The 23,725-nt window shown below is 67.6% G+C and carries 22 protein-coding genes and 1 pseudogene; 7 read left to right on the top strand and 16 right to left on the bottom strand.

What is annotated here, in order from left to right; all coding sequences use genetic code 11:
* The first annotated feature begins 50 nt into the window (after positions 1-50).
* Positions 51-2,156: an alpha-1,4-glucan--maltose-1-phosphate maltosyltransferase gene (locus tag RCH22_RS03660; RefSeq protein ID WP_327012889.1), complete on the top strand. Its 2,106-nt coding sequence runs from the start codon at positions 51-53 to the stop codon at positions 2,154-2,156.
* On the top strand, positions 2,153-4,390 hold the full coding sequence (gene glgB / locus RCH22_RS03655; protein WP_327012888.1) for a 1,4-alpha-glucan branching protein GlgB: 2,238 nt from the start codon (positions 2,153-2,155) through the stop codon (positions 4,388-4,390). Before RCH22_RS03660 ends, glgB begins: the two co-directional genes overlap by 4 nt.
* 75 nt (positions 4,391-4,465) lie before the next feature.
* On the opposite strand, the gene RCH22_RS03650 is transcribed toward glgB, so the two are convergent.
* Positions 4,466-5,440, bottom strand: a complete 975-nt coding sequence (locus RCH22_RS03650; RefSeq protein WP_327012887.1) for a tetratricopeptide repeat protein — start codon at positions 5,438-5,440, stop codon at positions 4,466-4,468.
* The gene (locus RCH22_RS03645) at positions 5,437-7,245 is read right to left on the bottom strand and encodes a hypothetical protein (protein WP_327012886.1); all 1,809 of its coding nucleotides are present in this window, start codon (positions 7,243-7,245) and stop codon (positions 5,437-5,439) included. The genes RCH22_RS03650 and RCH22_RS03645 overlap by 4 nt, the downstream gene beginning before the upstream one ends.
* 226 nt (positions 7,246-7,471) lie before the next feature.
* Between RCH22_RS03645 and RCH22_RS03640 the strand changes: the two genes are divergently transcribed.
* Both RCH22_RS03640 and RCH22_RS03635 read left to right on the top strand, forming a co-directional pair.
* The gene (locus RCH22_RS03640; RefSeq protein ID WP_327012885.1) at positions 7,472-9,085 is read left to right on the top strand and encodes a DivIVA domain-containing protein; all 1,614 of its coding nucleotides are present in this window, start codon (positions 7,472-7,474) and stop codon (positions 9,083-9,085) included.
* A 28-nt stretch (positions 9,086-9,113) separates the two neighbouring features.
* Complete coding sequence (locus tag RCH22_RS03635) at positions 9,114-10,163, top strand: AI-2E family transporter (protein ID WP_327012884.1); 1,050 nt, start codon at positions 9,114-9,116, stop codon at positions 10,161-10,163.
* Between the two features lie 18 nt (positions 10,164-10,181).
* On the opposite strand, the gene RCH22_RS03630 is transcribed toward RCH22_RS03635, so the two are convergent.
* The 9 genes from RCH22_RS03630 to rpsB form a co-directional block, all read right to left on the bottom strand.
* Positions 10,182-10,907, bottom strand: a complete 726-nt coding sequence (locus RCH22_RS03630) for an alpha/beta fold hydrolase (protein WP_327012883.1) — start codon at positions 10,905-10,907, stop codon at positions 10,182-10,184.
* Positions 10,908-10,938: 31 nt separating this feature from the next.
* Positions 10,939-11,241 (bottom strand): hypothetical protein, encoded by a 303-nt coding sequence (locus RCH22_RS03625; protein WP_327012882.1) that lies wholly within the window; start codon positions 11,239-11,241, stop codon positions 10,939-10,941.
* A gap of 61 nt (positions 11,242-11,302) precedes the next feature.
* On the bottom strand, positions 11,303-11,848 hold the full coding sequence (locus RCH22_RS03620; protein ID WP_327012881.1) for a lytic transglycosylase domain-containing protein: 546 nt from the start codon (positions 11,846-11,848) through the stop codon (positions 11,303-11,305).
* A gap of 186 nt (positions 11,849-12,034) precedes the next feature.
* Positions 12,035-12,583, bottom strand: a complete 549-nt coding sequence (locus tag RCH22_RS03615; RefSeq protein ID WP_327012880.1) for a DivIVA domain-containing protein — start codon at positions 12,581-12,583, stop codon at positions 12,035-12,037.
* Positions 12,584-12,651: 68 nt separating this feature from the next.
* Entirely contained in the window at positions 12,652-13,557 is a 906-nt protein-coding gene (locus tag RCH22_RS03610) for a phosphatidate cytidylyltransferase (protein ID WP_327015452.1), read from the bottom strand.
* Positions 13,558-13,699: 142 nt separating this feature from the next.
* The gene (frr, locus tag RCH22_RS03605; RefSeq protein WP_134532305.1) at positions 13,700-14,254 is read right to left on the bottom strand and encodes a ribosome recycling factor; all 555 of its coding nucleotides are present in this window, start codon (positions 14,252-14,254) and stop codon (positions 13,700-13,702) included.
* A gap of 90 nt (positions 14,255-14,344) precedes the next feature.
* Positions 14,345-15,061, bottom strand: a complete 717-nt coding sequence (pyrH, locus tag RCH22_RS03600) for a UMP kinase (RefSeq protein WP_327012879.1) — start codon at positions 15,059-15,061, stop codon at positions 14,345-14,347.
* 126 nt (positions 15,062-15,187) lie between these two features.
* Positions 15,188-16,015: a translation elongation factor Ts gene (gene tsf, locus RCH22_RS03595; protein ID WP_134447626.1), complete on the bottom strand. Its 828-nt coding sequence runs from the start codon at positions 16,013-16,015 to the stop codon at positions 15,188-15,190.
* 10 nt (positions 16,016-16,025) lie between these two features.
* Positions 16,026-16,931: a 30S ribosomal protein S2 gene (gene rpsB / locus RCH22_RS03590; protein WP_327012878.1), complete on the bottom strand. Its 906-nt coding sequence runs from the start codon at positions 16,929-16,931 to the stop codon at positions 16,026-16,028.
* A 334-nt stretch (positions 16,932-17,265) separates the two neighbouring features.
* Here rpsB and RCH22_RS03585 point away from each other — a divergent pair, with 334 nt between their 5' ends.
* Entirely contained in the window at positions 17,266-17,898 is a 633-nt protein-coding gene (locus RCH22_RS03585; RefSeq protein WP_327012877.1) for a M23 family metallopeptidase, read from the top strand.
* A gap of 5 nt (positions 17,899-17,903) precedes the next feature.
* Here RCH22_RS03585 and RCH22_RS03580 read toward each other — a convergent pair whose 3' ends face one another.
* The 3 genes from RCH22_RS03580 to RCH22_RS03570 form a co-directional block, all read right to left on the bottom strand.
* Positions 17,904-18,860 (bottom strand): tyrosine recombinase XerC, encoded by a 957-nt coding sequence (locus RCH22_RS03580; RefSeq protein WP_327015451.1) that lies wholly within the window; start codon positions 18,858-18,860, stop codon positions 17,904-17,906.
* 23 nt (positions 18,861-18,883) lie between these two features.
* Positions 18,884-19,810: a phosphodiesterase gene (locus tag RCH22_RS03575; RefSeq protein WP_327012876.1), complete on the bottom strand. Its 927-nt coding sequence runs from the start codon at positions 19,808-19,810 to the stop codon at positions 18,884-18,886.
* Positions 19,811-19,879: 69 nt separating this feature from the next.
* Positions 19,880-20,437, bottom strand: coding sequence for a DinB family protein (locus RCH22_RS03570; protein ID WP_327012875.1), 558 nt, complete (start codon positions 20,435-20,437; stop codon positions 19,880-19,882).
* A gap of 92 nt (positions 20,438-20,529) precedes the next feature.
* Here RCH22_RS03570 and RCH22_RS03565 point away from each other — a divergent pair.
* Positions 20,530-20,703: pseudogene (locus tag RCH22_RS03565) on the top strand (aspartate aminotransferase family protein); the annotation flags it as partial.
* Entirely contained in the window at positions 20,703-20,840 is a 138-nt protein-coding gene (locus RCH22_RS03560) for a hypothetical protein (RefSeq protein WP_327012874.1), read from the top strand. The pseudogene RCH22_RS03565 and the gene RCH22_RS03560, both read left to right, overlap by 1 nt.
* 26 nt (positions 20,841-20,866) lie before the next feature.
* On the opposite strand, the gene dprA is transcribed toward RCH22_RS03560, so the two are convergent.
* Together dprA and RCH22_RS03550 are read right to left on the bottom strand one after the other, a co-directional pair.
* On the bottom strand, positions 20,867-22,117 hold the full coding sequence (gene dprA, locus RCH22_RS03555) for a DNA-processing protein DprA (protein WP_327012873.1): 1,251 nt from the start codon (positions 22,115-22,117) through the stop codon (positions 20,867-20,869).
* Positions 22,118-22,153: 36 nt separating this feature from the next.
* Positions 22,154-23,695: a YifB family Mg chelatase-like AAA ATPase gene (locus tag RCH22_RS03550; RefSeq protein ID WP_327012872.1), complete on the bottom strand. Its 1,542-nt coding sequence runs from the start codon at positions 23,693-23,695 to the stop codon at positions 22,154-22,156.
* Positions 23,696-23,725: the final 30 nt, after the last annotated feature.

Genomic DNA, 23,725 nt, shown 5'->3' with positions numbered 1-23,725 from the left:
CTGTCCCGTTCCTCCCCCGGAAACCGCACAATTCGCGCTACGGTCATCTTGTGGCAAAGACAGCTAAACGTGCAAATGTTGTTCCCGAATCCGTGGCAGACGCCGACGCCGACACGGACCTGGCTCCCCCTGCGGGTCAAGGCAGGCGAGGCAAAGAGGAACCGACGCGCATCACCCGTATTCCGATCCTGGACCTCGCACCCCAGCTGGCCGACAACCGGTGGCCGGCGCAGGCCTTCGTCGGGGAGGCCGTGCCCTTCGCGGCCACGGCATTCCGTGAGGGTCACGACCTGATCGGGGTCACCCTGCTCCTGACGGATCCCGAGGGGAACCGGTCCGAGCATCCGATGCACCCGGGGGCCCCGGGCACCGACAGGTGGACAGCCCTCGTCACACTCGGAAGGCAGGGCATCTGGCAGTACCGGGTGCGCGCCTGGGCCGATGGGTGGGCCACGTGGCGCCACACCGCCGAGATCAAGGTCCCCGCCGGGATCGACATCGAGCTGACTTTCCTCGAGGGTTCCGTACTCCTCGCCGCGGCCGGAACGGACAAACGCCGTCCGGCCGCCGAGCGTCGCGTTTTCGCCCACGCCGCAGCGGACCTCGTGAACCCGGGCATCTCGGTCGACGATCGCCTCGCCCTGCTGGACACCCCCTCGCTCAACGCCTTCATCACCGCACGCCCACTCGCCGGACTGTCGTCGACGTCGGCACAGCGCGCCGTACGGGTGGAGCGCACCCGGGCCGGCGTCGGCTCTTGGTACGAGTTCTTCCCCCGCTCAGAGGGCGCCGTGCAGCGCGCGGACCACTCCTGGCAGAGTGGAACCTTCCGCACCGCAGAGGACCGCCTCCCCGGTGTCGCCGCGATGGGCTTCGATGTGCTCTACTTGCCGCCGATCCACCCGATCGGCCGTTCATACCGCAAGGGCCCGAACAACACCCTCAACGCTGGGCCGAACGATCCCGGCTCGCCCTGGGCGATCGGATCGGAAGACGGCGGCCACGACGCCATCCACCCGGACCTCGGCACTGTCGACGACTTCCGGCACTTCCTCGCCGCTGCAGGGGAGAACAACCTCGAGGTCGCCCTCGACCTCGCACTGCAGGCCTCGCCGGACCACCCCTGGGTGACCGAGCACCCTGAATGGTTCACCACCCTCCCGGACGGCAGCATCGCCTACGCCGAGAACCCGCCCAAGAAGTACCAGGACATCTACCCGATCAATTTCGACAACGATCCGGCCGGCATCCGTGCCGAGGTGCTGCGGATCGTGCGGTACTGGATGAGCCTCGGCGTGCGGATCTTCCGCGTCGACAACCCGCACACCAAGCCCCTCGATTTCTGGGAGTGGCTGATCAACCGGGTCACCGAAGAGAACCCCGACGTGATCTTCCTCGCAGAGGCGTTCACCCGCCCTGCGCTCATGCAGGCGCTCGGCAAGGTCGGATTCCAGCAGTCGTACAGCTATTTCACCTGGCGCAACACGAAGACCGAGCTCGAGGAGTTCTTCCACGGCCTCGCTACGACGACGGCGGACTTCTACCGCCCGAACCTCTTCGTGAACACCCCGGACATCCTCTCCGAGTTCCTCCAGGTCGGCGGCCACGCCGCCTTCAAGATCCGGGCGGCCCTCGCAGCGACGGCCGCCCCGACCTGGGGTATGTACGCCGGTTTCGAGCTCTTCGAAAGCGTGCCGCGCCCGGGCGCCGAGGAGAACATCGACAATGAGAAGTACGAGTATCGCCCGCGCGATTTCGCGGCGGCGGAAGCGGCGGGCGAGTCCCTCGCTCCGTACGTGTCGTTGCTCAATGCCATCCGCCGCGCCCATCCCGCACTCGGCCAGCTGCGGAACCTCGACCTGCACACGAGTGACGACGGCGCCGTACTCGTGTACAGCAAATACCTCGACGCCGCACACACCGGCACCGGGACAAGCGACGCGATCATCGTCGTCGTGAATGTCGACCCGCATTCGGTGCGCGAGACCATGGTTCGCCTCGACGTGACCCGTTTCGGGCTCGAGCCCGGCACGGTCTTCGAGGTCGAGGAACTGATCACCGGTGCCATCTGGACCTGGACAGCAGACAACTTCGTGCGACTGGATGCCGCTACCGAACCGGTACACATCCTGCACGTCAGAGGAGCAGTACGATGACGCCGACGACCCCCCGCCCCGCCACCGTGCCCGTGGTTCCCCCGGGCATCCTGCAGGCGATCGCCGAGGCACGCCACTACAACCCCCACGAGATCCTCGGGCAGCACCTGATCGGCGGGACGACGATCGCGGACCCGCTCACCGTCATCCGTGCGCTGCGTCCGCTCGCGAGCGAGGTCTTCGCGATCCTCGAGTCCGGCGCCCACATCGAGCTCGTGCACATCGGCTACGGAGTCTGGCAGGGCGTGAGCACCGTCGGCCTCCAGGCATACGAGCTCGAGGCCCGGTATCCCGACGCCCCCACCTGGATCGTCGACGACCCGTACCGCTTCCTGCCGACACTCGGCGAACTCGACCTGCACCTCATCGGCGAGGGCAGGCACGAGCGACTCTGGGACGTGCTCGGAGCCCACTATCATTCCGGTGCAACCGTGGCTCCTCTCCCGACCGACGAAACGGCCGGTCTGGTCGCCGGCACGTCGTTCTCAGTGTGGGCTCCGCACGCGCAGGCCGTGCGAGTGATCGGTGATTTCAACTCCTGGAGCGGCATCCTGCACGCCATGCGCAACATGGGCAGCACGGGCGTCTGGGAGCTCTTCGTCCCCGGCTTGCACCCCGGATCGAACTACAAATTCGAACTTCTCGCCCAGTCCGGCGAGTGGGTGCGCAAGGCCGACCCGATGGCCAGGTACACCGAGGTGCCCCCCATGACCGCATCGGTCATCGGCGAGACGCACTACCAGTGGGCGGATGCGGAGTGGCTCGCCGAGCGGGCCAGGACCCAGGCCCACAAACGGCCGATGAGCATCTACGAGATGCACGTCGGATCCTGGCGCCCCGGGCTCGGCTACCGGGACCTCGCCGACCAGCTGATCGACTACCTGCACGAGCTCGCGTATACGCATGTCGAGTTCATGCCGCTCGCCGAGCATCCCTTCGGCGGGTCGTGGGGCTACCAGGTCACCGGCTACTACGCCCCGACCAGCAGGTTCGGCCACCCGGACGACCTGCGCTACCTGATCGACCGGCTGCACCAGTCCGGCATCGGCGTGATCATGGACTGGGTGCCCGGGCACTTCCCCAAAGACGACTTCGCCCTCGCCCGTTTCGACGGCCAGGCGCTCTACGAGCACGCGGATCCCCGCCGCGGCGAGCAGATGGACTGGGGAACCTACGTCTTCGACTTCGGCCAGACCCAGGTGCGGAACTTCCTCGTCGCGAACGCGCTCTACTGGCTCGAGGAGTTCCACATCGACGGTCTCCGCGTGGACGCGGTCGCGTCGATGCTGTACCTCGACTACTCCCGCGAGGACGGCCAGTGGGAGCCGAACATCTACGGCGGAAACGAGAACCTCGAGGCGATCAGTCTCCTGCAGGAGGTCACCGCGACGGCATACAAGCGCAACCCTGGCACGGTCATGATCGCCGAGGAATCCACCAACTGGGGCGGCGTCACGGCTCCGACCAGTCGCGGCGGACTGGGTTTCGGCTTCAAATGGAACATGGGCTGGATGCACGACTCTCTCGAGTACACGAGCATCGACCCGATGTACCGCTCGTACCACCACAACGAGATCACCTTCTCATTCGTCTACGCGTTCAGCGAGAATTTCCTCCTGCCGATCAGCCATGATGAGGTCGTGCACGGAAAGGGCTCCCTCGTCACCCGGATGCCGGGAGACGACTGGCAGAAGCTCGCGAACGTGCGGGTGTACCTGTCCTTCATGTGGGCTCACCCGGGCAAGCAGCTCCTGTTCATGGGCCAGGAATTCGGCCAGCTCCAGGAATGGAGCGAATCGCGTGGCCTCGACTGGTGGCTGCTCGACCAGTCCCCCCATCGCGGCCTGTTCACCCTCGTCGGCGAGCTGAACCGGGTCTACCGGGGCAACGCGGCGCTCTGGGAACGCGATACCGACCCTGCCGGGTTCGAGTTGCTCGATGGAGGGGCCGCTGCGCAGAACGTCGTCTCGTTCCTCCGCTGGGACGACTCGGGCACGCCGATCGCGTGCGTGTTCAACTTCGCCGGCCAGCCGCACACCGGTTACCGGGTGGGGCTGCCGTTCGCGGGCGTGTGGGACGAGATCCTGAACACGGACGGGCAGAATTTCGGCGGTTCCGGGATGGGGAACCTCGGCCAGGTCACGGCGACAGAGGAACCATGGACCGGACGACCGGCATCCGCCCTCGTCACGCTCCCTGCCCTCGCCGGCGTCTGGCTGCGCCTGCGCCGCTGACCGCGAAAGCGGGTGAATCGTCGGTCTGGTTGGGCCGGAACGACGATTCACCCGCTTTCGCGAACGGTATGAGCGCTAGTAGAGCAGCATGGTCAGGCGCTTGCGCGTGGGGGCGACCCTGGGGTCGTCCTGGCCGACGACCTCGAACAGGTCGAGGATGCGTTCGCGGATGCGGTTCTTGGCCGCGGCGTCCTGGGCGGGAAAGAGCGTGAGGAGCCGGTCGAAGGCATCCTCGACGTGCCCGCCGGAAAGATCGAGGTCGGCGACGAGGAGCTGCGCCTCGAGGTCATCCGGCGCGGCCGCGGCCGCTGCCCGGATCTCCGCGAGCGTCTTGCCCTGGAGCCGGGCGAGCAGCCCCACCTGGGCGAGGCCGGCGACGGAGAGGTTGTCCCGGGGATCCCTGGCGAGCGCCGTCTTGTAGATCGCGCTCGCGGCGGCGTAGTCGCCCCGTTCGATCGCCTCATAGGCCTCGACGTGGTGCGGCGGGAGTTCGGGTTCCGGAGGGGCGACCGGGGTCGCCGCATCCGCTCCCTCCGGAGCGACCGCCGTCCCGACGACGCCGTGCTCCGCCGCGAGCACGAGTACCCGCTCGAGGACCGCACGGACCTGATCCTCCGCGATCACGCCGTTGAAGAGCGCGACGGGCTGGCCGCCGATGACCGCGGCGACGGTCGGGATAGACTGGGCCTGGAAGGCCTGGACCAGCTGCGGGTTGGTGTCCACGTCGACCGTGGCGAGCACGAACCGGCCGCCGAACTCAAGGATCAGCCTGGTGAGGACGAGGGTCAGCTCGGCGCTCTGCTCGCTGCGCGCCGACCACAGATCGACGATGACCGGAACATTCGCCGACAGATTGAGGATCTCGCCGAAGTTCGCGTCCGTTCCCTGGAACACGAGACTCGGAACCGGAACGGCTCCGGCCTGACCTGCCTGCCCGGGAGCTCCGGTTGAGCCCGCTCCCCCGGCCGCCGGTGCCGGCGGCCGGTTCAGGAGGGAGGACAGATCGACGGCACCGCGCATGCTGGCGGCGGACGGGGGGACAATGCTCATGGAAGCTCCGTAGACGAGATCAGTCCTTGGGCAAAGCCAAGGAGGACAATTTTATCGCTCGAACCGGCGGCGGGAACGTGGAACAGAAGCTGGTCGGCATAGGTGTTCTTGAAGCCCTTCGCGGTGGCGGTGAGGCCGGAGAGCGCCTTGCTCGCGACCGCGCCCTCGCCGGGGCTGACCGTCGCAGCTGCGTCAACGGGTTTGACGGTTTCCGTCTCCTCGAGGCTCACCGCGACGATGCTACCCGAGTCGTTCGTCGCGAGGGCGATCGTGGGGCCTGTGCTCGCCTTGGCACCGAATTCGATCGACGCCGTCGTCGGCAGCTTGGCTTTCTTGTCCGCCTTGTTCGCGTCGATCTGCGTGCGGAAGCTGTCCCCGGTCGCATCGAACAGGGCGAACGACGGGCTCGCCTCGCCATTGCTGAGGATGTCCGCGTATGCGGCCGCAACCTGGTCGGGCGGCAGGAGCATCAGTTTCGAGTCAGGGGCGATGATAGGTGCGCCGATCGTGGCGGGGGCCAGGTCCGGGATCTTCGCTGAGGGCTCGAGCTGCACCGCGTATTCGACGAGGTAGCTCGCCCGTGCCGACTCCTGGCGGAGCACGACGACGGTCGGCGCGACATCCGGGGTGTCCTTGTTCTGCACGACGGTCATCACGACCCGGGGCCAGGTCGCAGACTGTTGCGGAAGCGAGAGCGTGAGCGGGCCGGCCGGGAGAGTGGCGAGTGCGGGGAAGTCGGGGGCGATGGCCCGCACCTTGTAGTTGGCGAGGCGCTGGTCGAAGGCGGGACCGGTGAATCGGGTCGCGAGAATATCTGCGCTCAGGTTCTTGTCGCCGTCCGCTGCGACCGCGGAGATCTTGGTCATGATCCGCTCGAGCTGCGGCACCGTCACGGCGGCCGGAGGCACGTCCTTGGTCACGACGGCCGCCCCGCTCGCGTCAGGCGTCGGGCTGACGGAGGCCGCATCGGTCGGGGTGCTGCCCGGCCAGAATTCCGCAGAGCATCCGGTGAGCACGAGTCCGGACACAAGAAGCATCGGAACGACGGCGATCAGGGACCGCCCGATCGACCGTCGACCGGTGATCTCGCTCGCCTTGATGGACTTGGGACGGGGCGCGCGCGGAAGTCGCGGCATCCGTGGACCTTTGGGCAGGTTGCGGCGCGGGCCGTGCGACCTGCGCAGGTGGAGGAGCGCCCACAGGTACAGGATGAGCCCGACCAGGGCGAGGATGGCCCCGCCCATGATCAGCGGACCGGCCCAGGGGGTCGAGTTGTCCACGGGCCAGGTGATGCTCGCCGACGACGGCGCGGGGTTGGTGCCGTCAGAGGCGACGATCATCGAAATGCCTTCAGGCAGGTTCACTGTCGCCGTGAGTTCCTTCGTGCCGGTGAATTCCTCCAGCCAGAGGTCTGAACCGGCCGGGTTCGTCACGGTCGCTGCGGCGACCGGCGCCGTGCCTGCGGGAACTTCGGTGTCTGCGACGACGGTGTCGCTTCCGAGGCCGGGCCCGTTCTCCTCGGTCGAGTGGATGCTGACGTAGTCGTGTCCGGCCAGCCACGCCTTCACATCCGCCGTGCGGCCATATGCCGCGAACACGGTGTCGGACCCGGAGAGGGTGACGGTCTGAGCACCCGGGTGCTCCGTCAGGGCACTGGAATCGATCACAGCATACGGAGCGTCGGCGGCAATGGTCGCGCTCAGGCTACTCGTCGCGGGTTCGAGGAAAACCGTCCTCTGGGCAATGCCGAGCACGATCATCACACCCGCTAGGACGAGCGCCACGATGGCAAAAAGGAAACGCACTGATACCCTCCTGTGTCGCCAGCCGCTCCGCACACACGGGTGCTTGAACCCGGAGCGGGTCCGGGAAGCAGCGGACAGGACATTCCACGATACTGTCTCGTCCTGAAAGCTGCCTAATAGACCCCTGTAGACGGGACACGCGGCCGCTGCGTCAACCCACTAAAATTGTCGTGGCCCCCTTGGCCGGACTAAATGCGGGGTCAGAGTTTCAATACAAGGAGATAGCGTGGCGATCGACGAAGCTGATTTCACCCAGGTTTTCCGTGGCTATGACAAAGAAGAGGTCGACAAGGCAATCCAGGGTCTGCGTCGTGACCTGATCCAGGCGAATAGCCAGGGTACGGAAGCCAACAAGGAAATCAAGCGCCTCACCGCGCACATCGACGACCTGAACGCCGAGATCGAAGAGGTCGGAAGTCCCACCTTCTCCGGACTCGGCACGAAGCTCGAGAACACCCTTCGGGTCGCTGAGGAACAGTCCACCAGGGTGATCGCCCAGGCCGACATCGACGCCGAGCGCCTCCGCGCCTCCGCTGCGAGTGAAGTCGACACACTGCGCCGCGAGGCGACAGAACGCGCAGAGCGAGCCCTCTCGGATGCGACGGTCAAGGCCAGCCGCCTCCTCGACGACGCCCGCGCCGAAGCCGATGACCTGCTCGCACGTGCTCATGACGACTACACGACGGTAACCGGCGACGCCGTGCAGGAAGCAGCCGCAATCCGCGGTGCCGTCGCTACAGAGGCCGCGGAGCTCCGGGCCACGGTCAAGCGCGAGGTCGCCGCCATCCGCTCAGAGGCGGAGCGTGAGGCAGCCGAGGTGCGCGTCGTCGCGCAACGCGAGGCGACGGACGCCCGTGAAATCGCCGCCGGTCTGACGCGCGAAACCGAACTCACCAGGGCCGAGGTCGCCCTTGAGCTCGACCAGCAGCGCGCGGATCTGGCCAGGGAGACCGAACAGGCCAGGATCGACCTCACCGCGGAGACCGGGCAGGCCCGCTTCAACAGCGCCAGGGAAGCAGAGCAGGCCGCCATCGACCTCGCCCACGAGACCGAGCAGACGCACACGGCTCTCGCTGCGGAGATCGAACAGGCCCGCACGGACCTCGCACGCGAGCTCGACCAGGCCCGCATCGACCTCGGCATCGAACGTGAGCAGGCCGAGACCGAACTCGCGCTCGACCTCGCCCGCCAACGCGCAGCCCTCGCCCAGGAGCTCGAGAAGGCTCGCGCCGCCCAGGCCGCGAGGGCCGAGCAGGTCGCCGCCGACCTCGCCAGGGAGAACGAGCAGGTACGCGCGGACTTCACCGCCGACGGTGAACAGCTCAGGATCGACCTGGACAACCAGCTCACGGCCGAGCGCAAGCGCGGAGAGCACGAACAGGCCCGCCTGCGCCGCGACATCGACCAGACTCGCGCGGACCTCGACGTCGAGCTCAAGGCCCGCCGCGACGAGGCGGAGCAGGGTCATCTGGCCCGGCACCAGGAGGCCGTCGCCCAAACCCAGAAGTTCCTCGACGACGCCTTGAAGCAGCTCGCGGAGACCAACCAGCGCACCCTCGAGTTGCGGGCCCTCAACGAGCAGCTGGACTCCGGCGCCCGCGCAAAGGCGAAGACGGCCCGCCTGGCCGCGGAAGCCCATGCCGAGCAGATCGTCCAGGACGCGGAGGCCCGCGCCACCGCGCTCATCGCCGAGGCCGAGAAGCGGACACGCGCACTCGTCGCTGACGCGGAGGAGCGCCTCTCCCAGATTAGGATTGAGCGCGACTCGGTCGCCGGCTACTTCGAGAGCCTGCGAGGCCTCCTCACGCAGGCGGAAAAGGTCACAGCACTGGACGATTGAACACCACCGCCATCCCGAGGAGATCCGAGTGAAAATCCAGAACGCGTTCCGCCTGGGCCTGGTCGGTACCCTCGGGGTCGGGGTGGGAATCCTGATCCTCAGCTCGATTGTCAGCCTGTCGACGATCATCACCTACATTGGTGCTGCCCTGTTCATCGCGCTCGGACTGGACCCTTCGGTGTCCTGGCTCGAGAAGAAGGGTTTTCCGCGGTGGGCGGCGATACTCGCCGTCCTGATCGCGGTCGTCGGCGTGCTGACGGGGGTCATCTTCGCGATCGTCCCGATTATCGTCGACCAGATCACGAAACTGTCGCAGGCTATTCCCGAGCTGGTCAGGTCCGTTAACTCGTCGACGTTCCTGTCGGACATCCAGAAACAGTTTCCGGCGCTCCCCGTTTCCGGGATCGTGAAGTCGATCACCGACTACGTGAGCACAAACGTAACGACGATCACCACCGCGATCATCCAGTCCGGGCTAGCCGTGGTCAGCGGATTGTTCGGTGCCCTGATCATCGTGATCCTGTCGCTCTACTTCACAGCGTCACTGCACAGCCTGAAGACCGCGACCTACCAGCTCGTACCTGCCTCGAAGCGTGAACGGTTCGCCGACCTCAGCGAGCAGATCACGACGTCCGTCGGTCGCTTCGTCGTTGGGCAGGCCGCCCTCGCCTCATGCAACGGCGTGCTGAGCTTCACGTTCCTGTCGATCATCGGCGCCCCCTTCCCCGCCCTGCTCGCCGTGATCGCCTTCCTGGGGTCCCTGATCCCGCTCGTCGGAACGATCAGCGGTTCGGTCATCATCGTGCTCGCGTGCCTGATCCCTGGGATCGGCAGTTCGACCCTCACGGCCCTGGTCGCGGCGATCTATTACATCGTGTACATGCAGGTCGAGGCCTATGTTCTCAGCCCCAACATCATGCGACGCGCCGTGTCGGTACCCGGCGCCGTCGTCGTCGTCGCGGCCCTCGCGGGCGGGTCACTGCTCGGTATCCTCGGCGCGCTCATCGCGATCCCGGTCGCCGCCGCCGTGCTCATGATCATCAAGCAGGTCGTGATTCCCCGCCAGAACGAGCTCTGACCCGTGCTCGCAGCTCGATCAGCCGAGCCACTCGGTCGGAAGCGGTGCGGCCGCCGGGTTCACGACGGCGACGATCTCGTTGAGGATGCGCTTGGTCTGGGTCTCCCCCACCCACAGGTGCTTGCCTCCGTCGATCGCGATGAACAGGGCCTCCGGGACGCTCCTGAACCGTTCCCTGGCGGCCTCTGGTCGCAGGTAGTCGTCGTGCTCGGGGATGATCGCCACGAGCCTGCGCGAGTTGCCCGCCCAGGCCGCCAGTTCCGCATCCGTCGCACGGTGCAGCGGCGGGGACAACAGGATCGCCCCCAGGATCGGATGCTCGAGGCCGTACTTGATCGCGAGTTCTGTGCCGAAGGACCAGCCGACAAGCCAGGGGTTGGGGAGCTTCCGCTGGGCGACGAACGCCATGGCCGCCGCGACGTCGAGCCGTTCGGCATTGCCGTGGTCGAAACTTCCGCCGCTCGTGCCCCGTGGTGAGGTCGTCCCCCGGGTGTTGAACCGCAGCACGGCGAGGTCGGCGAGGGCAGGCAGGCGCCCTGCCGCCTTGCGGAGGATGTGCGAGTCCATGAATCCGCCGTGAGTCGGCAGCGGATGCAGCGTCACGAGTGTCGCGACCGGCTCGCGGTCGAGCGGCACGGCCAGTTCCCCCACCAGGGTGAGGCCGTCACTCGTGTGCAGCTCGATGTGCTCGCGGCGGGCGGGCAGTTCGATGCCGCCCCGGATCTCGGCCACGGTGGAACTCACGGTGTCTCCCTCGTGCCGGTGTCGCCCGGCATCATCTGATTCTCCAGCAGTGGCCGTGCCAGTGCCGGCGCCCCGCCAGGTCGGCGGCCTCTCCCATGAGCCCGTCCGCGCGCCACGCGACGAGATGAGGAGTCTTCGGTGCGATCTCGAGATTGCATCCGGGACAGACGTAACTCTTCGTCGCCCTGCTCGCCGTCACTGGCTGAACGGTCCAGAGGCCATCGCGCCGTTCCTCGGTTCGACGCCAGCCGGCCCGCAAGCGGTCGAGGCTGTCATCCTCGCCGGCATCGTCCGGACCGGGCCTGCGACCCCTCGGATGATTGCTGCGTGGCATTGGGTCAGTCTACGTCGGGTCGGCGGGCGCGGCGAAGCGCGCCGTGCGGCAGCAGGGACCTCTAGTACCAGCCGGAGTCGACGGAGTGCGCCCAGGCGCCGCAGGGAGTGCCGTAGCGGCCGGTGATGTAGCCGAGGCCCCATTCGATCTGGGTGCCCGCGTTCGTGGCCCAGTCGGCGCCCGCAGACGCCATCTTGGAACCGGGCAGTGCCTGCGGAATGCCGTAGGCGCCGCTGCCGTTTTCCGCGTTGACGCGCCAGCCGGATTCCTTGTTCCAGAGTGCGACGAGGCAGCTGTACTGGTCCTCGCCCCAGCCGCGCGCGGCGACGGCCCCGGCAGCGTATGCCTGAGCAGAGCCGGGGTTCGCCACCGCGGCGGTCGGCGCCGAAGCGCTCGAACTCGACTTGCTCGACGACTTGGCCGCGACCACGACGGGAACCGGGGCCGGCTTGGGCTTCTCGGTGACGGCGTATGACTCGCGCACGATCGTGTTGGAATATGAGCCGTTCACCTGGACGACCTGCGTGGCCTGGCCTGCGAAGCGGCCGCCGGCCGACTGGTAGTACGGCGATGCCGTCGCGCCGGAGTACGGATCGACGACGGTCACGAGCACGAAGGCTGCGGCTGCCGTGAAGGCGAAGAGGAACAGGACACGGGCACGAGGTCGAGGTTTCTTGACCCTCCGAATTGTCGGAGTGGTGGTATTCCCGGACTCAATTACGCTTAGGTGTCTTCCCACGATTTCTCGAGCCTAACCCAGATTTCGGATAACAGCCAGATAACGGTGCGAGATTCACCGAACCGCGAGCATCACGTCGACGACGCTGTCGAGTACGACATCGACCTGGATTTCCCGATATCCGCCGCGCTGCGGGCGGAAAACGGCCGAACGCACATCGTCGGCCGTGATCGGAAAACCGTCTTCGAAGTACTTGGTGAGTTTGTTCGCGAACCGGTCGACATCCGCCCGGTTGTACCCGACACTCAGGAAGCTGACTCGGCCGAAACGGTGCCCCGCCGGGCGTCCGAGTCGGTTCACGAGCTCCTGCGCTCGGTCGCGGGCACTTTCGAGCCAGGCCTGCTTGCCGTGGGCTCCCGCCTCACGTTCGCGATCGCGCACGGCGAATGCGTCCTCGAGGCGTTCGAGGGCGGCATCGACGTGTGCGGACGAGTAGCCGCCCTTCTGCATCGAGAACGCAGTGTGGCGGATGCTTTCGGCCGTCAAGGGCTCGGCGTCGTCGCTTGCGTCGTACGCGCGACGCGCACTCGCCAGGAAATCGTCGACCTGGGTGACGTTATAGCCGAGCGTCTTCTTGCCGGCCCGGGGGAATGTGGTGCTCACTGGATCATTCTGCCCCACGGGGGACGCCGCTGTCGAAAGCGCGCCCCCACCGGGGGTGCTTCCCTGCGTCAGCGGAAGATGAGATACAGCGCGTAGGTTGCGGCCGCCGAGGGAAGAATCGAGTCCATCCGGTCGAGGAAACCGCCGTGGCCGGGAAGCCAGGAACTCATGTCCTTGATGCCGAGGTCGCGCTTGATCAGCGACTCGGCGAGGTCGCCGAAGGTGGCGCTCAGCAGGATGACGAGCCCGAAGACCAGGCCGAACCACCAGGGTTCCCCGATCATGAACAGGGACAGCACCACACCGACGACGAGGCAGGCCAGGCCAGCGCCCGCGAAGCCTTCCCAGGTCTTCTTCGGACTGATCGTCGGCACCATGCGGTGCTTGCCGAAGGACAGCCCGCTGGCATAGGCCGCGGTGTCATTGGATATCACCAGGAGCAGGAAGGCGAGAGTCCACCATTGCCCGTCCGGCTGCGCGACGAGGAGAACGGCGAAGCTACCGAGGAAGACGACGTAGGTCTGGATGAAGAAACCGGCACCGATGTCGCCGAGCACCGACCGCGCGGTCCCACGGCGCTCGGGGCTGAGTAGCAGGCACACCCGCCACAGGCCGATGAAGACGATTCCGGCGAGGGTGACGAGGAACTGGCCGCTCGCTCCCCAGTAGAAGGCCGCAGGGACGACGGAGACCGCGGCGATGACGACCGCGATGCGCGGCACGTTGCGTCCGGACTGTCTGAGGGCCTGCGCGAGCTCGAAGGCCGTGAAGCCGACAAACACGGCCGCGCAGACCATGAAGAGTTGCTTGATGAAGATCAGGCTCACCAGCATGAAGAGACCGAGAGCGAGGCCGATCAGGGTCGCAAGGATCAGGTTGCGACCTGTTCGAGCGGCGATCCGCTCGTTGGTCGCGTCCAGCTGCGCTCGCGTCGCCTGCATCTGGCGTTCGATGTCCGCGCGGGTGGACTGCATCTGCCGTTCGAGGTCGTTGCGGGCGGCGTGGACCTGCGCCCGGAACTCCGAACTGCCGGCCCCATGGGGTCGCTTGGGAGGAACCGGTGCGGTGTCGCCGGTTTCGTCGCGTGGCTCGTGCGTCATGACGCTGGCTCCGCCCTTAAATCTCGAGGAGTTCGGCCTCTTTGTGCTTGAGCGCGGTGTCGATCGCGTCGACGTGGGTCTTCGTGATCTGCTCGAGCTCCTTCTCCGCGCGGGCCACGTCGTCGTCACCGACTTCGCTCTTCAGCGCATCGAGTTCGTCCTTCGCCTTGCGTCGCAGGTTGCGCACGGAGATCTTGGCGTCTTCCGCCTTGGTCCGTACGATCTTGACGTATTCCTTGCGGCGGTCGGCCGTGAGTTCCGGCAGGGTCGCCCGGATGACGTTGCCGTCGTTGCCGAGGTTGGCGTCCAGGTTCGGGGTGTCCCGGATGGCCTGCTCGATGTCGCGCAGGGCACCCTTGTCATACGGTCCGATCAGGAGCGTGCGTGCCTCAGGGTTCTGCAGGGATGCGAGCTGCTCGAGCGGTGTCTGGGATCCGTAGTAGTTCACCAGGATCTTCGCGAACATCTGGGGGTTCGCCCGTCCAGTGCGCACGGTCCCGAAATCGTCTTTGGCGGCTTCGAGGGCCTTGTGCATTCGTGCGCTTGCATCGGACAGAACATCCGCGATCACGGTAACTCCTTCGTTGAGGCTTCGACCTGGTGATTTCGACCTGGTTACTTCGACCTGGGGCCGTTTCGACCGCAGGTGACATCGACAAGTTTAGTTGGAGACGAGGGTTCCCAGATCGGCTCCGAGGATGGCGGCCGTCACATTGCCCTGCGGCGCCATTCCGAAGACCTGCATCGGCATCCCGTTGTCCATGCAGAGGCTGAAGGCGGTTGAGTCGACGACCTTCAGGCCGCGCTGCAGGGCGTCCTGGTAGGTGAGGTGGTGGATCATTTCCGCGTCCGGGTCGGTGCGCGGGTCGGCCGAGTAGACGCCGTCGACGCCGTTCTTGGCGACGAGGACGATGTCGGCACCGATTTCGAGCGCGCGCTGGGCCGCGACCGTGTCCGTGGAGAAGTACGGCAGTCCAGCCCCGGCCCCGAAGATGACGACGCGTCCCTTTTCGAGGTGGCGTTCGGCCCGGCGCGGAATGTACGGCTCGGCGACCTGGGTCATGGCGATCGCGGACTGGACCCGGGTCTCGGCGCCGGCCTGCTCGAGGAAGTCCTGGAGGGCGAGGGCGTTCATCACGGTGCCGAGCATGCCCATGTAGTCAGCCCTACCCCGGTCCATTCCGCGCTGGGACAGTTCGGCACCGCGGAAGAAGTTTCCGCCGCCGACGACGACGGCGACCTCCACGGTCTGTGCGGCCTCCGCGATTTCCCGGGCAAGTGAGCTGATCACATCCGGGTTCACGCCGAGGCTTCCTGCGCCGAACGCTTCGCCGGAGAGTTTGAGAAGGACTCTGCGCTTCTTACCCGAATCTGACATGCCCTGGGGGTCCTTCCGTTGTGCGTGATCTAAAACTACTGCGTGCCGACTCAGTGCGGACACAGCAATGGAGACCGGCCTGCTCGCGCAGGCCGGTCTCCATCATTGGTACTGCGAGCCTATTGCCTAGGCGCCGACCTTGAAGCGGGCGAATCCGGAAACCGTGAGACCGGCATCCTTCAGCACCTGCGCGACGGACTGCTTGTTGTCCTTCGCGTAGTCCTGCTCGAGCAGGGCGACCTGCTTGAAGTAGGCGTGGATGCGGCCTTCGACGATCTTGGGCAGTGCCGCTTCCGGCTTGCCCTCGTTCTTCGAAATCTCGGTGACGATCCGGCGCTCGGCCTCGACGAGGTCGGCGGGGACGTTCTCGCGGTCCAGGTACTCCGGGTTCGCGAAGGAGATGTGCTGGGCGACGCTGCGTGCGGTGTCAGCATCCTCTCCCGAGTAGCCCAGGACGACGCCGACCTGCGGGGGCAGGTCCTTGCTGGTCTTGTGCAGGTAGATCGCGAACTTCTCACCCGTGACGGACGCGACGCGACGCAGCTCGAACTTCTCACCGATGATCGCGGCTTCGCCGTCGATCAGTTCGGCGACGGTCTGGCTGCCGGCGGGGGCGGCCAGGCCTTCGGCGACCGAGGTGGCACCGGCAGCGGCGACCGCGTCCAGGACCTTCTCGGCGAGGGCGCCGAATTTGACACCCTTGGCGACGAAGTCGGTCTCGCAGGCGAGCTCGATCAACGTTGCGGTCGTGCCGATTTCCTTGGCGGCGACGAGGCCCTCAGAGGTGGAACGGTCAGCGCGCTTGGCGTTGCCCTTCGCACCCTTGAGACGCAGGATCTCCACGGCCTTCTCCATGTCGCCGTCGGCTTCGACGAGGGCGTTCTTGGTGTCGACCATGCCCGTACCGAGGCGTTCACGGAGGGCTTTGACGTCTTGCAGGCTGATGCTGGCCATACCGGGTTCCTTACTTGGTTTCTTCGGCGGGAGCTTCGACGGCAACAACGGCTGCCACGTCGGCTGCTTCTTCCACGACCTGCTCGGCGGCGACGGTTGCGTCGGCGACCTCAGCGGTCTCGGCGGAGGACTGCTCGGGGGTGGCGTCGGTAGCGGCGACATCCTCGGTCTTCAGCAGTTCTGCTTCCCAGGCGGCGAGGGGCTCGATTTCGGCCTCCGGCTTGGCGTGGCGCTGGATCAGGCCCTCGGCTGCTGCGTCCGCGATGATGCGGGTCAGCAGGCCGACGGAACGGATGGCGTCGTCGTTGCCCGGGATCGGGTACTGCACGTCGTCGGGGTCGCAGTTGGTGTCGAGGATAGCGATGACGGGGATGCCGAGCTTGCGGGCTTCGTCGATGGCGAGGTGCTCCTTGTTGGTGTCGACAACCCAGAGCGCGGACGGCGTCTTCGTAAGGTTGCGGATACCGCCGAGACTCTTGTGCAGCTTGACGAGCTCGCGCTTCTTGATGAGCATTTCCTTCTTCGTGAACCCGCTCTTGGCGGTGTCCTCGAAGTCGAGCTCTTCGAGCTCTTTCATGCGGGCCAGACGCTTGGAGACGGTCTGGAAGTTGGTGAGGAGGCCACCGAGCCAGCGCTGGTTGACGTACGGCTGGCCAACACGGATGGCCTGCTCGGAGATCGATTCCTGCGCCTGCTTCTTGGTGCCGACGAAGAGGATCGTGCCGCCGTGGGCGACGGTCTCCTTGACGAAGTCATAGGCCTTGTCGACGAAGCCGAGGGACTGCTGCAGGTCGATGATGTAAATGCCCGAGCGCTCCGTGAAGATGAATCGCTTCATCTTCGGGTTCCAACGACGGGTCTGGTGTCCAAAGTGCACGCCGCTGTCGAGCAGCTGGCGGATGGTGACGACGGCCATGAGCCGTACTCCTTGTCCGGCGCACCGCATACGCGGCAAAACGCCAATCGGTTCGTGTCCTGATCGGTCGATCACGACTCCTGGTGCCCGGCGCACCGCCGCCTGGCTTCCGAGGAAGTAAGGACCGAATGGAGGTGTTGGCCGAATGGGCACGCGTAGTCAGCGCACGAAGCGCTGCTGCCATAACTTTAGCACCCGGCGAACCCGGTTCCAGCCAGGTCCGCTGAACAGATGTCCCCCGCCACCCGTCCTCAACAGCCGGCGTCCCCGTCGACCCCTGCACCACCCTGTGCGAGTGGGCGCATCGGACCTGCCCGGCCTCCAGTCTGTGGGCATGTCGATTCACATCCGCACCGTCAGCGCCCTGGTGGCCGTCGTTATGGTCTGCTTCGCCGTCTCACCAGCGGCGACCGGCCAGGGCGGGCCACGCGCGCAGCCGCAACCGTCGCCCGAGCGAAGTCCGACGACCGGATCGGAGGCGTGGGAGTGGCCGCTCGCTATTCCGCATCCCGTGGTGCGGGGGTTCCGGGCGCCTCTCACCGAGTACGCCGACGGGCATCGGGGAATCGACCTTGCTGCTCACCCGGGCGACCCGGTCTATGCCGTTGCCGACGGGACGGTGACCTTCGCGCAGATCGTCGTCGACCGACCCGCGATCTCCCTCAGCCACGCCGGGGGCCTCGTCTCGAGCATGGAACCGGTCACGGCGCTTGTCGAGGCAGGGGACCCCGTGCGCCGCGGCCAGCTCATCGGCCGCGTGACGACCGGTGGCCACTGCGGCGACGGCTGCCTGCACCTCGGCGCGCGGACCTACGGCCGGTACGTGTCGCCGATGCAATACCTCGGCGGCGTCCCACACGCCGTGCTGCTGCCGACAGAGTCGGCCGCCCTGCTCACGGTGCGAGAGGACTCCCGGCGAAGCGCACGCGCACACCTGCTCTGGCGGGCGATTCTCCGGGATGCGTGACCTGGTCAGGCGCGCGGGTGAGCGTTCTGGTAGCTCTGCCGCAAACGTTCCGCGGAGACGTGGGTGTAGATCTGGGTCGTGCCGAGGCTCGCGTGACCGAGCAGTTCCTGCACGGCGCGCAGGTCGGCCCCGCCGTCGAGCAGGTGGGTCGCCGCCGTGTGGCGCAGGGCGTGCGGCCCGGCGGGACCGTTGCCGGGGATCTCGGCGAGGAGCCCTGCGACCAGACGGTACACGGCCCGCACTCCGATGCGGCGTCTGTGGGTCGCGAGGAACAGCGCAGCGGGGCGTCCTGCCGAGCTCGAGACGGGACCCACCGCGGTGCTTCCTGCAGATTCCTCCGCTGCGGCGAGCAGCACCGGGCGGGCACGCTCGAGGTAGGCGATGAGTGCACGCTGGGCGGGAACGCCGAAGGGAACGACTCGTTCCTTGGACCCCTTGCCGGTCACGCGCACGGTGAGCTCGGAGAGATCGATATCCGGGACGTCGAGACCGACGAGCTCGGACACGCGCAACCCGGAGGCATAGAGCAGCTCGACGATCGCCTGGTCGCGCAACTCGTGCGGACCGCCGGCCCTGGATCGCAGCTCGAGGCGATCGAGAAGGGCCTGCATCTGCGCCCGGTTGATCACCCGGGGCAGGGTTCGACCCGGTTTGGGCGAGCGCAGGCGCACGGCCTTGTCGAGCGGGCTCACGCCCGTGCGGGTCAACCAGGCTGTGAAGCTGCGGGCTGAGGCGGACCGTCGCGCGATCGTCGCCTTGGAGAGACCCGCCTGGGTCGCCACCCACAGCCAGTCGCGCAGCAGGTCCAGGGAGAGTCCGTCGACATCGGCGACCCCACGGCCTTCGGCGAAGGCGAGGAGACCGCGAAGGTCCGTCCGGTAGGCACGGACGGTGTTCGGCGAGAAGCCACGCTCCGCCGCCAGGTAGACGGTGAAGTCCTCGAGAAGGGCTGCGAGGCGCATCCGCCCGCCGCCCGCCGACGCACTCACGACTGGCGTGAGAAGGCCTCGGTCCGCTCGTCGGGGCTCATCGCCTCGATGCGGGCCAGGAACTCGGAATCGAAACACGTCGCGGGGTCGAAGTCGCCGAGCACAACATGCGAATGCACGACGCTCTCCGGGTAGACGTGCACGAGATTGATCGACTGGCCGCCACGCACACCCGTGAGTTGCCGGGCAGGCGCACTCGGGTCGATGGTGTAACAGGTGGCCGCGGCGACCGAAACCGGGATGCCGGAGAAGAGCCCGGTCGTGGCGTAGTGCAGGTGCCCGCCGAGGATGCCGCGGATGTCACTTCCGGCGATGACCTCGGCCAGGCCGGCCTGGTCTCGGAGCTCAAGCAGGCTCATGAGGGAAACCATGGTCGGGATCGGGGGGTGATGCAGGGCGAGGAGCGTGCCGTGCGGGGCCGGATCGCGAAGCACCTCGGCGAGCCAGGCCAGCTGCCGCGCGGAGATCGCGCCATGGTGGTAGCCGGGAACGCTCGTGTCGAGAGCGATCAGGCGGAGTCCGTCAAGGTCGTGCACCGCGTCGACGGGTGCGGCAGCGGATGCCCCGTGCCCGGTTTCACGGAGCAGCTCGCTGCGGAAGGGCGCCCGTTTGTCGTGGTTGCCCATCACCCAGATGACCCGGGCCCCGAGCCGGTCGGCCGCGGACTCGACGAGGTCACGGATGCGTCGGTAGGCATCCGATTCGCCGGTGTCGGCGATATCACCGGTGAAGACGAGGGCCTCGATCGGCTGCCCCGAACGTTCCAGCTGGGCGAGGGTCTCGTGCATGGGAGTGTCGGTGTCGACGGTGCCATAGAGGGGTCTACCGCCACCGAGGAAGTGCGTGTCGCTGATGTGCGCGATCACGTGGCTCGCCGGCCCGTACTGGCCCAACTGAACCTGCCCCACTGGAACGCCACTCATGGCTCACCCTTCGTCCGCTCCAGACTAGGGCCTGCCGCCGACACTCCCCCGGCGCCCCGGCCGCCTCGATCAGTCCTGCGGGTCTTCGCCGACGCTGCCGTCGGCGCGTTCGCGCAACAGGTCGAGGTGACCGGTGTGCCGTGCGGTCTCCTCGACCAGGTGAATCAGGATCCAGCGCAGGCTGAAACTGCGGCGCACCGAGACGGCGTCGAGCGAGCCCGCTGCCGCGATGATCGCGTCGCAGCGGCGCGCCTCCTCCGCGTAGTCGACGAGCAGCTCGGCCATGGTCACTTCCGGCGGCACGTCGAACTCCCCGTCGGGATCCGCGTCGGTCCAGTCGAAGCTCAGACCCTCCTCGCCGGCGAAGACATCGCGCAGCCAGGATCGCTCCACGTTCATGAGATGTCGGACGATACCGTGCGCGGTCATGCCGGTCGGAGTGGCGACGGGCCGGAGTGCCGCGTCGGAGGCATCGCCGACCTTCCACGCGACGAGGTCCCGCTGACGCTGCAGGAACCCCGTTATCGTCGTGCGTTCATCGCCGAAGTGCGCGGCTTCGGTGACTCCGGCGCGCACGCCGTTGATGCTGCCGGAGCCGTCGGAGGCCGGGTTCGCGTAGTCAGGCATACCCCTTTGTATCCTGTTTCGCGAGAGTGCGCTTTTGCCCCTTAAACCCGCGGTTTAAGGGCCGAAAGTGCACTCTAGCCGACCAGCGACGGGCGGCATCCGTGGTCGACGAGCTGGCCGTCCTCGCCGAACCCGCGCTGATGGCCATGCCGTGTGGTCTGTTCTTCGGCTGGGCGATCGGCGGTACCCTCCCCGCAGCGCTGGCCGTCGAGTGGCTCGTCAGCGCCTGGGACCAGAATGCCGCCACGCGCTTCGCGACGGGCGCGTGGTGTTGCGCATCTCGGTCAGCAACTGGTCGACGGATGCCGCAGACGTCGCAGACTCCCTCGCGGCCGTTCGGCGGGCGTGCGACGCCGCAGGCCAGGACAGCGAGGAGACCCCGGCGGGCCTGTACCAGGGCTGACCGTTTCGCGGCAGGTCGATCCTGGCTCAGGCATTCCGCACCCAGCCGGTCTGTCGCTCGCGCGCGGCCCCTTCGACCCCGAGGGCGCCGAGGGCGGCACGCACGGACACGGTCGAGAGGCCGGCGCGGCGCGCGATATCGCCGACTTCGCGAGGGGACCGGCCGCTCAGGGCGTCGAAGACCCGCACCTGTTCGCTCGTGCGGCCGGCGCCCTCGAGCCCGAGTTCCGATTCGGGGAAGTCCAGTGTCACCTGGACCAGGTGCTCCGCGACGAGTTCCGCCATTTCGGCGGCCGTCGTCACGCAGACGGCGTCGTACTCGCGGATCAGCCTGTGACACCCGGCCGAGGCCGGTGACGTGACCGGGCCGGGCACGGCGCCGAGTGGCCGCCCGAGGGTGGCCGCGTGCCCGGCGGTGTTGAGCGATCCGGAGCGCCACCCGGCCTCCAGGACGATGGTGGCTAGGCTGGTCGCTGCAATCAGCCGGTTCCGTTGCAGGAACCGCCACTTGGTTGGCGCGGCCCCGCACGGGAGCTCGGAAATGACGGCCCCCTCCCCGGCGATCCGTTCGAGGAGGTCGACATGCCCGCTCGGATATGGCCGGTCCACTCCCCCGGCGAGAAACGCCACGGTTCGGCCACGGCTCGCGAGTGCCGCTTTGTGCGCCATCCCGTCGATCCCGTACGCCGCGCCGCTGACGATCGCGAATCCGCGGTCGACGAGGCCGGCAGAGGCTTCCATCGCGACATGCTCGCCGTATCGGGTGGCAGCCCGGGCGCCGACGAGGGCGATCGACTGGGCGAACGCGCCGAGGGCATCTGCAGGGCCGCGCCACCAGAGGGCGAGGGGGGCGTGTACCCCGAGGTCCTCAAGCCCGGCCGGCCAGTCGGGGTCACCGGGAATCGCCAGCCGTGCCCCCGATCGGGCTGCCTGCCGCAGCGCAATCGTGACGACGATGGGATCGAGCCGCGGACGCCAGCGCTCCAGGGCGCGGTCGAGTCCGGCGGCAGCGATCACACCCTCCGCCACCCCGGCGGTCAGGAGTTCCCCGGCGATGTGGTCCTGGGTCCAGGCCTCGATAATCATCCGCAGGGCGCGAACGGCGCCGAGCGCCGCGACAACGAGGCCCGCAGTTCCGTCGCCGGGTTCGCTGATGCACGACCACGCCGCTCGAGCGTGCAGCTCCGCCGCGAGTTCCCGGGTCAGGGTGGTGGCCCCGGGTGCGCGCACGCCGGACGCGAGGTCGATCATGGTGGTCTCATCGGGTTCGAATGGCATCGTGCGTCGTGTCCTTCCGTCGGTGGATGTCCGGTTTCAGCCGGTGCGCAGGTAGAGCGCCTGCCCGAGCTGCTCGGCACCCGGCCGATCGGCGCCCTCGAGGTCGGCGATCGACCAGGCGACGCGGAGCACCCGGTCATAGCCGCGCATAGTGATGCCGCCGCGCTCCAGCGCTCGATCGAGCGCGGCGGTCGTCGCCCGGTCGAGCCGCAGGTGCCTGCTGCGGAGCCAGGACCCTGGGACCGCTGAATTGAGCGACCAGGGTGTGCCGGCGAGGCGCTCCCGTGCGGCGCTCCGGGCCTGGATCACACGTTCCCGCGCCGCCGTGCTCGTCAGGCGCGGTTCCTCCGCGGCGAGCCGCAGCTGGGCCGCCGTGATCCGGTTCACGTGCAGTTGGATGTCGATCCGGTCCAGCAGCGGTCCGGAGATGCGGGCGAGGTACCGTCGGCGCGCGCTCGGCGGGCACGAGCACTCGAGGCCGGCGACGCCGTACTGACCGCACGGGCACGGATTCGCGGCCATCACGAGCTGGAACCGCGCCGGGAAGTGGGCGACGGCGTTGGCGCGGTGGATGCTGATCATCCCGGATTCGAGGGGCTGCCGGAGGGCGTCGAGCACGGCCGATGTGAACTCGGGAGCCTCATCGAGGAAGAGCACCCCGTGACAGGCGCGGGCGGCGGCACCCGGCCGGATCTGTCCGCTGCCGCCGCCGACCATCGCCGCCGCCGTCGCGGTGTGGTGCGGCGCTTCGAGCGGCGGCCGGGTCACAAGTGACCGGCCGAGTCCGCGCCCGCCGAGGGAGCGCAGCGAACTCGCCTCGAGGGAGGCGGCCGGGTCGAGGTCGGGCAGGAGCCCGGGCAGGCGGGCGGCGAGCATGGTCTTGCCTGAGCCCGGCGGGCCGAGCATAAAGAGATGATGGCCGCCGGCTGCGGCGATCTGCAGGGCAAGGATGGCGTCCTCATTGCCGATGACGTCGGTAAGGTCCATCGAAGAAGTTTCGACGTCGTTCCCGGACGGTCCGGCTTCGGCGGGCCACTCGATCGTTTCGACCGGCACGGGCGTCAGCTCTGCCCCGTGCCAGATCGCCGCCTCGCGGAGGGAGGCGACCCCGATCACGGTGATGCCGGGCACGAGTTCCGCTTCCGCGGCGTTTCCGGCGGGAACCATGACGGTGCGGTGCCCGAGCCGCGACGCCGCGATCACCGCGGGCAGCATGCCGGGGACGGGTCGCAGGCCCCCGTCGAGGGCGAGCTCGCCGATGTGCACGACCGAGCCGACCGACCGGGCAGCGACAACCCCGTCCGCGGCGAGGCACGCGAGCGCGATGGCGAGGTCGAACCCCGAGCCGTGTTTCGGGAGCGCCGCCGGCGACAGGTTGATCGTGAGCTTGTTGTGGGTCAGCGGGCAGCCGGAGTTCTTCGCGGCGGCCCTGACCCGCTCCGTCGCTTCGGAGAGCGCGGCGTCCGGCAGGCCGATGAGCACCATGCCGGGGAGCTGACCCGAGATGTCGGCCTCGACTTCGACGAGTGCGCCCGTCAGCCCGAGCAAGGCGACGGCGTGTGTGCGGGCGAGGCCCATCAGGCTGCACCCATCAGACGGCACGCACTA

Origin of the sequence: Cryobacterium sp. GrIS_2_6 (assembly GCF_035984545.1) — a bacterium.
Classification (GTDB): domain Bacteria; phylum Actinomycetota; class Actinomycetes; order Actinomycetales; family Microbacteriaceae; genus Cryobacterium.
Note: the sequence above shows the minus strand (reverse complement) of the source record. Positions and strands in the feature narration are given on the sequence as shown.